Annotated in this window: 12 protein-coding genes and 1 pseudogene; 11 read left to right on the forward strand and 2 right to left on the reverse strand. The window is 29.2% G+C overall.

Annotation, left to right across the window (positions count from 1 at the left end; translation table 11 throughout):
* Position 1 precedes the first annotated feature (1 nt).
* From B2P65_RS11950 to B2P65_RS12000, 11 genes and pseudogenes are all read left to right on the forward strand, one after another.
* Positions 2–1,237, forward strand: coding sequence for a glycosyltransferase family 4 protein (locus B2P65_RS11950; RefSeq protein WP_346880192.1), 1,236 nt, complete (start codon positions 2–4; stop codon positions 1,235–1,237).
* Positions 1,238–1,243: 6 nt separating this feature from the next.
* Positions 1,244–2,299 carry a nucleoside-diphosphate sugar epimerase/dehydratase gene (locus B2P65_RS11955; RefSeq protein ID WP_346880193.1) on the forward strand — a complete coding sequence of 352 codons (1,056 nt, stop codon included), beginning with the start codon at positions 1,244–1,246 and terminating at the stop codon, positions 2,297–2,299.
* Between the two features lie 8 nt (positions 2,300–2,307).
* On the forward strand, positions 2,308–3,417 hold the full coding sequence (locus B2P65_RS11960) for a capsular polysaccharide biosynthesis protein CapF (RefSeq protein WP_346880194.1): 1,110 nt from the start codon (positions 2,308–2,310) through the stop codon (positions 3,415–3,417).
* A 3-nt stretch (positions 3,418–3,420) separates the two neighbouring features.
* Positions 3,421–4,545, forward strand: a complete 1,125-nt coding sequence (wecB, locus tag B2P65_RS11965) for a non-hydrolyzing UDP-N-acetylglucosamine 2-epimerase (protein ID WP_346880195.1) — start codon at positions 3,421–3,423, stop codon at positions 4,543–4,545.
* Position 4,546: 1 nt separating this feature from the next.
* Positions 4,547–5,626 carry a capsular biosynthesis protein gene (locus tag B2P65_RS11970; protein WP_346880196.1) on the forward strand — a complete coding sequence of 360 codons (1,080 nt, stop codon included), beginning with the start codon at positions 4,547–4,549 and terminating at the stop codon, positions 5,624–5,626.
* Between the two features lie 26 nt (positions 5,627–5,652).
* Positions 5,653–6,855: a glycosyltransferase family 4 protein gene (locus B2P65_RS11975; RefSeq protein WP_346880197.1), complete on the forward strand. Its 1,203-nt coding sequence runs from the start codon at positions 5,653–5,655 to the stop codon at positions 6,853–6,855.
* Positions 6,830–8,197, forward strand: a complete 1,368-nt coding sequence (locus B2P65_RS11980; RefSeq protein WP_346880198.1) for an O-antigen polymerase — start codon at positions 6,830–6,832, stop codon at positions 8,195–8,197. The genes B2P65_RS11975 and B2P65_RS11980 overlap by 26 nt, the downstream gene beginning before the upstream one ends.
* Complete coding sequence (locus B2P65_RS11985) at positions 8,187–9,437, forward strand: hypothetical protein (protein ID WP_346880199.1); 1,251 nt, start codon at positions 8,187–8,189, stop codon at positions 9,435–9,437. Before B2P65_RS11980 ends, B2P65_RS11985 begins: the two co-directional genes overlap by 11 nt.
* Before the next feature lie 266 nt (positions 9,438–9,703).
* Complete coding sequence (gene wecB / locus B2P65_RS11990; protein ID WP_346880200.1) at positions 9,704–10,762, forward strand: non-hydrolyzing UDP-N-acetylglucosamine 2-epimerase; 1,059 nt, start codon at positions 9,704–9,706, stop codon at positions 10,760–10,762.
* Between the two features lie 205 nt (positions 10,763–10,967).
* Positions 10,968–12,113, forward strand: coding sequence for a non-hydrolyzing UDP-N-acetylglucosamine 2-epimerase (gene wecB, locus B2P65_RS11995; protein WP_346880201.1), 1,146 nt, complete (start codon positions 10,968–10,970; stop codon positions 12,111–12,113).
* Positions 12,114–12,153: 40 nt separating this feature from the next.
* Positions 12,154–13,260: pseudogene (locus B2P65_RS12000) on the forward strand (UDP-N-acetylglucosamine 4,6-dehydratase family protein); the annotation flags it as partial.
* 157 nt (positions 13,261–13,417) lie between these two features.
* Here B2P65_RS12000 and B2P65_RS12005 read toward each other — a convergent pair.
* Both B2P65_RS12005 and B2P65_RS12010 read right to left on the reverse strand, forming a co-directional pair.
* Entirely contained in the window at positions 13,418–13,765 is a 348-nt protein-coding gene (locus B2P65_RS12005) for a zinc ribbon domain-containing protein (protein WP_346880202.1), read from the reverse strand.
* Between the two features lie 33 nt (positions 13,766–13,798).
* Complete coding sequence (locus tag B2P65_RS12010) at positions 13,799–14,650, reverse strand: zinc ribbon domain-containing protein (protein WP_346880203.1); 852 nt, start codon at positions 14,648–14,650, stop codon at positions 13,799–13,801.
* Positions 14,651–14,652: the final 2 nt, after the last annotated feature.

The raw sequence follows: 14,652 nt of genomic DNA on the forward strand, positions 1-14,652 counted from the left end.
GATGAAGCAAAAAAAAGACATACTATTTCTTTGCCAATTTTTTTATCCAGAGTACGTATCATCTGCTACACTACCTACAGATACAGCTATTGCTTTATCAAAAGCAGGATTTTCAGTAGGCGCTTTAAGTGGGTATCCCAAGGAATATAATTTAGCAGATGAAGTACCATTGAAAGAAGTATATGAAGATATTGAAATAAAAAGATTAAAATATAGCCAGAAAAAAAGAAGTAACACAATAGGTAGGCTAATAAACTACTTTTCATTTACTATGAAGGTAGTAATGAATTTGGGTGAATTCAAGAAGTATAAATCAGTAATAGTATATTCCAATCCACCGATACTTCCAGTAATACCGGCATTGGCTAACAAATTTTTTGGAACAAAAGTAGTATTTGTTAGTTATGATGTGTATCCAGAAATGGCTCATATTACTAAAAGTATTTCAGAGAGTGGAATGATAAGCAAAGCAATGAAGTGTGCCAATAAGATAATTTTTAAAAGACTAGAAAAGGTTGTCGCATTATCAAGTGAAATGAAAGCTTATTTATTAAATTGTAGATCAACTTTAAGTAATGAGCAAATAGAAGTAATACCAAACTGGTTTGAGGATAAAATTAAGGAAAATAAAAGTAATGATATTCAAAATGCTACTTTAAAGAGCATAAAGGGAGAAGATAACTTGGTGGTATCTTATTTTGGAAACATGGGTATATGCCAAGATATGGACACTATTGTAAATGCTATAAGGCAATTAAAGGATAACAATAAAATAAAATTTGTGTTTGCAGGTCACGGTAACAAAATGGGTAAGCTCAAAGAAATTGTTAAAGAAGAAAAGTTGTATAATATTACCATATATGACTTTTTACATGGACAAGATTTTGAAGATGCATTAAAAATAAGTGATTGCTTTCTTGTAAGTCTAACAGAAGGGCTGACAGGGCTTTGTGTACCAAGTAAAACTTATAGTTATATGATGGCTGGTAAACCTATTATAGCAATAATGGGAAAAGATTCAGATATAGTTAGAGAATTAGAGCAACATAGTTGTGGCTATACAATGGAAGTTGGAGAGCATTCAAAGCTAGTAAATGCTATTAAAGAATTATATAGCAATAGTGATAATAGAAAGCTTATGGGGGAAAATTGCAGAAAGATATTCCTTGAAAGGTATACTAAGGAAAAGTGTACTCAGCAATATGTAGATATGATAAAAAAAGTATTGGAGGGGTAATTTAATATGTTCAAAAATAAGACACTATTAATTACAGGAGGAACTGGTTCTTTTGGAAATGCAGTGTTAGATAGATTTTTAAACACTGATATTGGTGAGATTCGTATATTTTCTCGTGATGAAAAAAAGCAAGATGATATGAGAAAAAAATATAATGATAGTAAAATAAAGTTTTACATAGGTGATGTAAGAGATTTACAAAGTATTAAAGCTGCTATGTATGATGTAGATTATGTATTTCATGCAGCAGCATTAAAACAAGTTCCTAGTTGTGAGTTCTTCCCTTTAGAGGCAGTAAAAACAAATGTTATAGGAACTGATAATGTACTTACAGCAGCCATAGAAGCAGGAGTAAAAAAGGTAATATGTCTATCTACAGATAAAGCAGCTTATCCTGTAAATGCTATGGGAACTTCTAAAGCTATGATGGAAAAAGTTTTTGTAGCTAAATCAAGAACAGTATCACCAAAGAAGACTTTAATCTGTGGAACTAGATATGGAAATGTTCTATGTTCAAGGGGGTCAGTTGTGCCTCTATTTATAGAGCAATTAAAGAGTGGAAAGCCACTTACAATAACAGAACCAAAGATGACAAGGTATATAATGAGTCTAGAAGAGGCTGTAGAGTTAGTTGCCTTTGCTTTTGAAAATGCAGAAAGTGGAGACATTATGGTTCAAAAGGCACCAGCTTGCACAATTGAAGTTTTAGCTCAAGCTGTAAAAGAGTTATTTGGAGTAGAATCTGAAACAAAAATAATAGGTATTCGTCATGGAGAAAAGATGTATGAAACACTTTTAACTAATGAGGAATGTGCAAATGCTATGGATATGGGAGATTTCTATAGAGTACCAGCAGATAAAAGAGATTTAAATTATGATAAGTACTTTACTGATGGAAATGAAGGAAGAACACAACTTGAAGGATATAACTCTAATAATACGGAACTTTTAAATGTAGAAGAAGTAAAAGCAAAACTTTTAACACTAGATTATATTAAAGAAGAGTTGGAATTCTGGCAAACTTTAAATGAAGTTGATGTTACTTACGCTAAAGAAAGGTAGGAACGATTATGAAAATACTTGTTACCGGAGCAAATGGGTTTGTAGGTAGAAACCTTATAGCAGAGCTTAATAATAGGGGTTTTAATGACATATATAAATTTGATATAGACACAGACAAGACTTTATTAAATGAATATGCTGAGAAGTGTGAATTTGTATTTCATTTAGCAGGTGTAAATAGACCTAAAAATGAAAAAGAATTTATGGAAGGTAATTTTGGATTTACTTCAGAGCTTTTAGAACTTTTGAAAAAACATAATAATAAATCTTCAATTTTAATTACTTCTTCAATTCAAGCGGAAAAGGATAACCTTTATGGGAATAGTAAAAGAGCTGGTGAAGAATTGCTATTTAACTATAGTAAGGAATCGGGAGCCAAAGCTTTAGTATATAGATTACCAAATCTTTTTGGTAAGTGGAGTAGGCCAAATTATAATACTGTAGTAGCAACTTATTGTCATAACATAGCTAGGGGCTTAGACATACAAGTAAATAATGAAGATGCAGAGCTTACATTATGCTATATAGATGATGTTTTAGAAGAATTTATAAGAGCACTTGAAGGTAATGAAACTGTAAATGGTAAGTACTGTTGTGTTCCAGTAATCCATAAGATTAAATTAGGGGATTTAGCAGATAGAATAAGAAGTTTTAAAGAAAGTAGAAAAGATTTAAGTATTGCTAATATGGAAGATGAACTAACTAAAAAACTTTATAGTACATATTTAAGCTTTCTACCAGAAGATGAATTTTCTTATGATTTAAAAATGAACTGTGATAACAGGGGATCTTTTACGGAGTTTATAAGAACACCAGAAAGAGGACAAATTTCAGTAAATGTAGCAAAGCCAGGAATAACAAAGGGAAATCACTGGCATCATACTAAGAATGAAAAGTTTTTAGTGGTAAGTGGTACTGGACTTATTCGTTTTAGAAAAATATGTTCCGATGAAATCATAGAATATAAAGTAAGTGGAGAAAAACTTCAAGTGGTAGATATACCAACAGGATATACTCACTCTATAGTAAATATTGGAGATACTGATATGGTTACAGTAATGTGGGCAAATGAAGCCTTTAATCCTGAAAAACCAGATACGTACTTTTTGGAGGTTTAAGATATGAAGAAACTAAAGGTAATGACGGTAGTTGGTACAAGACCAGAAATAATAAGATTGTCTGCTGTTATTAATAAATTAGAAGAATCAGAAGCTATTGAACATATTTTGGTTCATACTGGCCAAAATTATGATTATGAATTAAATGAAGTGTTTTTCAATGATTTTAAATTGAAAAAACCAGATTATTTTCTAAATGCAGCAACTGGAACAGCAGTAGAAACTATAGGAAATATTTTAGTTAAGATAGATCCAATTATGGAGGAAGTAAAACCAGATGCATTCTTAGTACTTGGAGATACAAATAGTTGTCTTACAGCCATAGCAGCTAAGAGAAGACATATTCCGATATTCCATATGGAAGCTGGAAATAGATGCTTTGATGTAAGGGTTCCGGAAGAAACTAATAGAAAAATAGTAGATCATACTTCAGATATAAATTTAACTTATAGTGATATAGCAAGAGAATATTTACTAAGAGAAGGCTTTCCATCAGATAGAATAATAAAAACAGGAAGTCCAATGTTTGAAGTAATTAACTCAAGAAAAGAAGATATAGAAAAATCAGATGTACTTGAAAGATTAAATTTAAAAGAAGGACAATACTTTGTAGTTTCAGCTCATAGAGAAGAAAACATAAGTTTAGAAGTGAACTTCTTAGATTTAGTTGAAAGCTTAAATGCAGTTGCAGAAAAATATAATATGCCTGTTATAGTAAGTACTCATCCTAGAACTAGAAAAATGATAGATTCAAAGGAAATAAAATTTAACCCCGTAATATCACTAATGAAACCTCTTGGATTTAATGATTATGTGAAGCTTCAAACTAAATCAAAGGCTGTACTTAGTGATAGTGGAACTATAAGTGAAGAATCTTCAATTTTAGGTTTTAGAGCTCTTAATATAAGACAAGCTCATGAAAGGCCAGAGGCAATGGAAGAGGCTTCAGTAATGATGGTGGGGCTTATGAAAGAGAGAATATTGCAAGGGTTAGAGGTACTAGAAACACAAGAAGGAAGAACTTTAAGAAGAGTTTCTGATTATAGTATGCCTAATGTTTCTGATAAAGTATTAAGAATAATATTGTCTTATACGGATTATGTAAATAGAGTAGTTTGGGGGAAATGAGATGAATAAAAAAATTTGTTTTGTATCCCTGGTAAACTTATATTTATGCCCATATATATCAAAATATATTTCGTTGCTAGAATGCGATTATGATGTGATATATTGGGATAGACATGGAATAGAAGAAAATATTGATGCAAAACAAGTGTATGCCTATCGCAATAAAATGGATGAAGGTTTAGGAAAATTAAGTAAGCTACAGGGATATTTAAAGTTTAGAAAATATGTTTTAGATAAAATTAGGGGAAATAATTATGATGGTATAATTTTACTACAAACAAGTGCCGGTATAATTTTAAATTCATTTTTAAAAAAACATTACAAAGGCAAATACATTGTAGATATAAGAGACTATACTATGGAAAATAATCCTTTATTTTTTGCAGTTGAAAAAGGGCTAATTGAAAATTCGGCACATGCAGTTATATCATCAAAAGGTTATGAAAGTTTTTTACCTAAACATAATTATACTTTGGTTCATAATGATTGTGAAATAGATGAAGCAATCATTAAAAAATTTGAGAATAGAAAACGTAATAAGGATAAAATTGTTATATCATATATTGGGTTAATAAGATTTCATGAACAAAATAAAAAAGTAATTCTAAAGTTTAAAAATGATAGTAGATTTTTATTGAGGTTTATTGGAAAGGATGCATTTGCATTAAAAGAATTTTGTGAAAAAAATAGTATTAATAATGTTGAATTAATAGATAGATTTCCACCAGAGAAAACCTTAGATTATTATTATGACACTGATTTTATTTATAATCTTTATGGGAATAACACCCCCTTACTAGATTATGCTCTATCTAATAAATTGTATTATGCAGCTAAATTGAAGATACCTATCTTAGTGTGTCCCAATACTTATATGGAAGAAGTAAGTGAAAGATATGGATTTGGGTATTCATTTAATATTAATAATACGAAAGAATGTGATAACTTATTTGATTATTACAATTATATAAATTGGTATGAGTTTAATTGTAAATGTGATGAGTTTATTAAAGAAGTTAATAAAAATAATAAATTATTCAATGATGTAGTAAAAAGTTTTATTAATGAAATTTATATATAAAATTATTATTAGAAAGGTATTTGATTATGAATATTGTGCACATAGAAGATTTTTTTCACCCTGACGCAGGTTATCAAATTAATATTTTGCCCAAGTATATGGCGAAGCAAGGGAATAAAGTAACAATTGTTACATCCAAAATGGACAAGGTGCCAAATGATTTAACTGCTTTTTTTGGTAAAGATGATATTGAAAGGCGTGATGCTGAATATTATAGAATGACAGGTGTGACTATTATAAGGTTAAAGATTAACGGTTTTATAAGTGGTAGAGCAGTATTTACAAAAGATATATTTAAAGTTATAGAAAACTTGAAGCCTGACATTTTATATGTACATGGGAATGATACATTAACTGCAATGCGATATTTACTAAGACTTAAAAAAATTGATTATCCACTTGTTATGGATAGCCATATGCTTGAAATGGCTTCGGTTAATAGGTTTAATAAAGTATTTAGAGTAATCTATAAAAAATTCTTTGCACCAAAACTAATAAAAAATTCAATACCAGTTATTCGCACAACAGATGATAGATATGTTGAAAAGTTTTTAGGTATCCCACTTCAGCAGTGTCCATCTATTTCATTTGGTTCAGACATACTATTGTTTCATCCAGATAAGACGGTAAAGTCAAATTTTAGAAAGGAAAATGATATACACGAAAATGATTTTGTGATAGTTTATACTGGCAAAATAGATGAGTTTAAAGGCGGTATGCTGTTAGCAGAGGCATTTCAAAAAAAGTTTGAAACAAAAAGGTCAGTAGTACTTATAGTAGTTGGAAACGCAAATGGAGAGTATGGTAAAGAAGTTGAACAAGTTTTAGAAAAATCTAAAAATAGAGTAATCAGATTCCCCACACAGAAATACAATGATTTACCTAAATTTTATCAAGTATCAGATTTATCAATTTTTCCTAGACAGTGTAGTTTAAGTTTTTATGATGCTCAAGCTTGTGGATTACCTGTTTTGTCTGAAGATAATAGTATAAATATAGATAGAGTAAAGTACGGGAATGGAACTAATTTTAAAGCTGGGTCTATTGAAGACTTTAGAACAAAAATAGTAGAATTTGTAGAAATGGAGAAAATAGAGTATGAACAGATGTCTATAAATGCTTTAAACTTTGTTAAGTCTAAATATAATTATGAAAATATCGCACTACAATATACGAATATACTTTTAGGAGAGGTAGAAAAAATTGATAGAGAAAAAAAATCATCATAAATTTATAATTAGAGAATTATTCTGTTATTTGTTTTTATATAAAGTTTTAATTGAATTCATGTACGCATATGTTATTGCACCATTATACAGTTATAGTGGATTGACATTAAATATTAATAAATATGGATATTTACTCTCTACTTGCTATCTTTTGTTTATTGTAATTAGTTCTCCTAAAGATAAGAAGAGGGCGTCAACGTATTTATTTATAATGATGGAAATGTTTATAATTATTCCGATATTATCATATTATTGGATGAATACTCAGAGTATTATTTACACTACGTTTGTTACAGTATCATCAATAATAATTTCAATTATATTAAAAGCGAAACCAATTCCTATTAAAATAAAAAGTAGAACAGCAAAAATTTGGTTAAATATGATATTTGTTACTTATGTATTTAGTACCATATATCTAATTGTTAAAAGGGGTGGAATTGATATTCGTGCATTAAATTTTGATTTAATATATGATTTAAGAGCTGAGAATCAAATATCAGGATTTACTGGATATCTAATGAATTGGAGTACTAAAGCCCTTTGTCCATTTTTTTTAGCATATTTTTACTATAGAAAAAAATATATAATTATGTTATCTGTTATATTATTGCAATTAATGATGTATTTGAGTTTTGGAAATAAAGCATTTTTATTGTCTATAGGGGTAATATTTATGGGTATTGTTATTACTAAAAGAGGCAGATATATACGAGAAATGGTTTTGTGTATGACTGGATTAAATATTACTGCATATTTTTTATCTAATTTTGGGATTTCTGATTCACTGCGTACTGCAATACCATATAGACTTACTTTTATTCCAGCACAAATACAATTTCAATACTATGAATTTTTTAGTAATAGAGAAAAATTATTTTTTGCTGATGGTATTATTGGCAAATTATTAAATATACAAAGTCCTTTTTCACAAAATATATCTTTTGTAATTGGAAGTTATTTTTCACATAATGGATTGGGATCTAATTCGAATACTGGGATTTTTTCCGATGCATATGCTAATGGTGGAATAATTTTAATGATTAGTATAGCTATTGTTTTTGGAATTATTCTTAATTTTATTGATTCAATTACAGAAAAAATACCTTTGCATATATCAGTTGGTTCAGTTAGTTATATGATTTTTATTCTTAATGATACAGCACTATTGACTACTTTACTAACTGGTGGGCTGTGGTTAGTAATTCTTTTATTATTGTTATTTAATTCTAGTGCCGAAAAGGAGACTAGTTCAATAAATGTACCTAGCAATAGGTTGATAAAGAAAATTGAACATGCCAATCAAACAACATTAAATAAGGAGAAGCTACATGAAGCATAAATATATTTGTGGAAATAATAAGATAGGAATTTATAAAGATTTTACACTTAATATAATTGCATCAATTATATTAACTTTAGCGACTCAAATCATAGCATATCCTTATTTAAGCAGAATAATATCAAATAAGGAGTATGGCTTGCTATTAACTGTTATGGGAATTGTCAATGCTGTAGGAGTGTCATTAGGTAATCCACTTAATAATACACGTATTTTATTAGAAACACAATATAAAAAACAACATTTAAATGGTGACTATAACGTAATATTTATAGTTTGTGTATTAATTGATATAATTGTTGTATCTTCATTATCTAGTATTGTTTTAGATAATGAATGGTTATTAGTTATTGGATGTACTGGTATTTCAATATTAGTATTATTTCGATCATATTATTCTGCTAGTTATAGGATAAAAATTAATTATAAAAAAAATCTTTATTCAAGTATGTTTGGTTTGTTAGGATATATAGTTGGAATTGGGATTACTTCTATCACGGGCGTATGGATATTCACTTTTTTATTTGGAGAATTATTTTCATGTTTATACGTATATTTTACAGCTGCAATTATACATGACAAATTTAAAATTACAAAATTGTTTAAAATAAGTTTAAAAAAATATTCACTTCTTATGTTTGCTGCAATTATTTCCACAATGATGATGTATATGGATCGTTTTTTTATATATCCTATATTGGGACCTGAGCAAGTTTCTATATATAATGTAGCTTCTTTTTTAGGAAAAACGGCTGGTATTGTCATGAATCCAATTGCAGGTGTTTTACTAACTTATTATGCTAAAGAAAATCAATTAAGTCTTTCTCAGTTTTATAAACAAATTGGAATATTTGTAGGGGCTTCAACATTGTTCTATAGTGCAATTCTTTTAGTGGGATTGCCTGTTACTAAGGTATTATATCCTAAAATTGTTGATAGTACTATACCAATTTTTGCAATAGCAAATTTAGCAACTACTATTTTTATGCTAGGCAATATAATACAACCAACTTTAATAAGATTTTGCAGTTCAAAATGGCAACCTATTATCCAAGGAATATATTTTATTTTATATATGGCATTGGGAATTATTGGGATGAGACATTACGGGCTTATAGGATTTTGCTATTCAGTTCTGATAGCTAATATAGCAAAAATTGTAATAATGATGATTATTACAACGTGGACTTTGTATAATAATTCAAAATTAAACCGAAATAAAATAATAAGTATAAAATGAGATTTAGTAATATAGGCTATCGTTTGGGGTGATTAAAAGTATTTACTAATAGTATACCTAATACATATTTAGGAACAATAAACAAAATATAAAAGCTTAGAAATGAGTTAATTAGAAAATATAAAGTAAAACGAACGATATAGTTGTTATAGGGCTAAGCTATGAATCTTTACCAAAAGCAAACAGAAATAGGTTATTGTTATTTTATAGTTATGAAATTATCAAAATTGAAATAAGTAATTGTTATAAAGAATTGGAGGGTTACAATGAAAATAATAACAGTAGTTGGAGCAAGACCGCAGTTTATAAAAGCCGCCGCTGTTTCAAATATTATAAGACAAAAATATAAAGAAATTATTATTCATACAGGACAGCATTATGATGAAAATATGTCAGAAGTATTTTTTAAAGAACTTAATATTCCTAAGCCAGATTATAATCTTGAAGTAGGTTCAGGAAATCATGGTCTGCAAACAGGTAGAATGATTATCAAACTTGAAGAAATATATTTAAAGGAAAAACCAGATATGGTTTTAGTTTATGGTGATACAAATTCAACTTTTGCAGGTGCTTTAGCAGCAAGTAAACTTTTAATACCAGTAGCCCATGTGGAAGCTGGGCTTAGAAGTTTTAATATGGCTATGCCTGAAGAGCAAAATAGGATACTTACAGACCATATAGCAAATAAACTATTTGCACCTACAGAAACTGCAATTAATAATCTCCATAATGAAGGCATAAATAAGGATGTATATAATGTTGGAGATGTTATGTATGATGCTGTTTTGTACTTCAAAAAAATTGCTAAGGAAAAATCAACAATTATAAATGATCTTAATTTAAAACGAAATCAATATATATTAACTACAATACATAGAGCAGAAAATACAAATGATATTAATAGACTTAAAAATATTATTGAAGCCCTTAATGAAAGTAAAGCAAGGATTATATTACCAATGCATCCACGTACAAAAAAATATATAGATAATTATGGGTTAAGCATAGGAGAAAATATTTCTGTAATAAATCCTATTGGATATCTAGACATGATAAATCTTGAAATGAATGCTGAAAAAATAGTGACTGATAGTGGAGGAGTACAAAAGGAAGCATTTTTCATGAAAAAACCTTGTATTACAATGAGAGATCAGACGGAGTGGATTGAAACAGTTGAAAAAGGATGGAACATAATAGTTGGAACAGATAAAAATAAAATTATAGGTGGTATCAAGACTTTTAAACCACACGGAGAACAGGATAATATTTTTGGGGATGGTAATGCAGCAACAAAAATACTTTCTATTTTAACAGGACATAATTAATAGTGTATTAAATTAATATATGAAATATTAGTTCATTCGATGATGTATTCAATTGTTATGTGGATACTTCTAAAATGAAGACTCAATTACACTACACATGTAAATGTTATAGAGCAGAGTAGTAATTTTTGGCGCAAATATTGATTGGATTCCAAAATCTAGAATTATTTTTAAAATATAACAAAGAAAAGAAGTGAATCTCAAAATGAAAAAAGTAATGCTCATCTTTGGTACAAGACCAGAAGCAATAAAAATGTGTCCTTTGGTAAAAGAACTGAAGACACGAAAAAATATTAAAACAATTGTTTGTGTTACTGGACAACATCGTCAAATGCTTGATCAGGTACTTGAAGCTTTTGATGTTGCTCCTGATTATGATTTATCTATAATGAAAGATAAACAAACTCTTTTTGATGTAACAACTAATATTTTAAACAGAATTAAAGAAGTATTAGAAGCAGTAAAACCAGATGTGGTGCTAGTTCATGGAGATACATCTACAACCTTTGTTACAGCTTTAGCTTGTTTTTACTTACAGATTCCAATTGGACATGTTGAAGCTGGACTCAGAACCTATAATATATATTCACCATATCCAGAAGAGTTTAACAGACAGGCTGTTGGTATTATAGCAAAGTATAATTTTTCTCCCACTGAGTTATCAAAAGAAAATTTACTTAAAGAAGGTAAAAAATATAAATCTATCTATGTTACTGGAAATACTGCCATAGATGCCTTAAAAACTACTGTTAGGGAAGATTATACTCATGACCAACTTAAATGGGCAGAAGGTAGTAGACTTATTATGATAACTGCTCATAGAAGAGAGAATCTAGGTGAGCCTATGAGAAATATGTTTAGGGCCATTAAAAGGATAGTAGATGAAACACCAGATATTAAAGCTATTTATCCTATTCATATGAATCCTGTAGTAAGACAAGCTGCAAATGAAATTCTTGGAGATTGTGATAGGATTAGAATAATTGAGCCACTTGATGTATTAGATTTTCATAATTTCCTTTCTAGGTCTCATTTGATTTTAACTGATAGTGGTGGTATCCAGGAAGAAGCTCCAAGTTTAGGTAAGCCTGTCCTTGTTATGCGTGATACCACAGAGAGACCTGAAGGAATAGCCGCTGGTACGTTAAAATTAGTGGGAACTGATGAAGAGATTATTTATAATACATTTAAGTTATTACTTGAGGATAAATTAGAATATGAAAAAATGAGCCATGCAAGTAATCCATATGGTGATGGTTTTGCAAGTAAGAGAATAGCAGATATTTTGGAGGGTCTAGGCACTTCTGTCCAAGAAGCTGAAACATTAGAGGAAGTTGCTGCTTCAAAATAGTCTTTAAATACTAGGAGATTGAAATATGAAGGATATAGATATTAGAAATTTATTAGGTAGGGATGCAATACAACTTAAATCAGACCATATTGATAGATATATCAAGGATAAGGTTATTCTTGTAACCGGCGGTGGAGGAAGTATTGGTTCAGAGATAATTAGGCAAATAACTAAATTTTCACCAAAGAAAATTCTTATTTTAGATATATATGAAAACAATGCTTATGATTTACAAATGGAGCTTAATAGAGACTGTCCCCAGCTGTGTAAAAGTGTGATAATTACTTCAGTGAGGGATTTAGTGAGAATGGATCAGGTGTTTTGTCAGTATAGACCTGATGTGGTATTTCATGCTGCTGCTCATAAGCATGTTCCTCTGATGGAAGAGAATATGGCTGATGCAATTAAAAACAACATAATAGGCACATATAATGTTGTTAAGTGCGCCCATAAGTATGTAGTAGATAAGTTTGTATTAATAAGTACAGATAAAGCTGTGAATCCTACTAATATAATGGGAGCTACTAAGAGGTTTTGTGAACTTATAGTACAAGCTTTTAATGAAGTTAGTAAAACTGATTTTGTAGCTGTGAGATTTGGAAATGTTTTAGGAAGTAATGGTTCTGTGATACCACTATTTAAAAGGCAGATTGAAAAAGGTGGACCTGTCACAGTTACACATCCAGAGATAACTAGGTTCTTCATGACTATACCAGAAGCAGCTCAGCTTGTAATTCAAGCAGGAGGCTTTGCAGAGGGTGGAGAAATCTTTGTCCTTGATATGGGTAAACCAGTGAAGATGGTGGACCTAGCTAAGGAATTAATAGCTCTTTCAGGTTATAAACCAGAGGTTGATATAAAGATAGAGTATATAGGACTAAGACCAGGAGAAAAACTTTATGAAGAACTACTCATGGATGAAGTTGCCTTAACTTCTACAGAACACGATAAAATCTTTGTAGAAAAACCTAAAGAAGCAAATATAACCTTTATAGAAATATCTATAAAAGAATTTAAAAATGTGGACAATATGTCTAAAGAAGAAATTATAAAATTAATGCAAGAAAAGGTTCCTACTTACTACCCTATGGGATTAGATTACGGGGTATCCCCAATAGCTGAAATCTCGCAAACCCTTGCTACGTAAACAACTAGTTAACTAGTTATATAGTTTTATAGTTAAATATGGATAAAGTTAACTAGGTTTATAGCTTTATATTTATATAGTTTCCTAAGGAAAATTTTAAATAGTTAAATATAATAAAATGTAATGAGGTCTGACCCCATTACATTTTATTATATTATTAGTAAGGCGTACTACATGCTAGTGCAATTATAAAGAAGAATATATATATAGCAACGGTAAAAATGATTGAAGCTATGAATCCAAACAATGACCATTTACCTATAGCATCTGAACTTCTTGGTTTATTATCCTTCCACATAAAATAAACTATTATTCCAACGATAGGAAAGCAACAAGCTATTATATTTGCAATGGTGTCAGGCTCATCTTTTACTATTGGATGGCCATAATTATATGAATTATTATTATTCATTGATTGCTGGTTATTTGGATTTGTAGCATTGCCACATTCAGGACAGAAGGTGACGTTATCTAGAATTTCTTTTCCACATTTAGAACAATACATATGCGAATCCTCCTTAAAAATTAAGTTAGTTTTTTATTTGATTTTTGGGTTACCACAGTGTATACAGAATTTAGCATCAACACTTATTATTTTTTTGCAATTATTACAAAGAGTTTCATTTTCATCCATATTTGAAATGGCATTTGTATCACTCACTATAGGAGTACCACAAGTTGTGCAGAATTTACTGTCAGGGTTAAGTGGGGTTTTACAGTTTCTACAAACATTATCGAGATTATCTAGTACAAGTTTTTCATTAAAGTTTATAGAATTTGTGATAACTCTCTTTTTAAATATCAATTTACTAATAAATAAAGTTAATGAAATGAACAATATAAGTATTGGAGAATACTTAAGGTTTCCAAAAATGAAATCACCCAAGCCAGTAAAATAATTATCATTAAAAGTCATACTCAATACAAAACATCTGATAAAAGAGTATAATGAAAATGATGTTATAATCCCAAGGTTTATTAATAATATTTGTATAACTAAGTCAATAGTTTTAGATTTATTTTTGAAATATGAACTTATCAAGTATGATATTAGAATCGTAATAATATATATTCCGTAATAACATAATTCTAATAATAGGAATGGCACATTATCTATGCTAATATCATTTTTGAACATATTTATGGGTATAGCTAAAATTGGACCTAGAAATAAAAAAATGCAAGTACTTAATCCCACGTCTAAGATGTTAGAGGAAGCATACCCTATAAACACTAGAATTGCTAAGAGGAAGCATAATATAACCTCATAAAGTACATCATTAAAAGGTACAAAATCTATAATTAAAGATGTAATTATAGCTATAGAAGTGGCAATGACAAGACAAATTATTTTTTTAGTATTAATGGATTTTTTATCATAATTAATCATTC

The organism is Clostridium sp. UBA3061 (assembly GCF_002367465.1).
GTDB classification, from domain to species: Bacteria; Bacillota; Clostridia; order Clostridiales; family Clostridiaceae; genus Clostridium_J; species Clostridium_J sulfidigenes.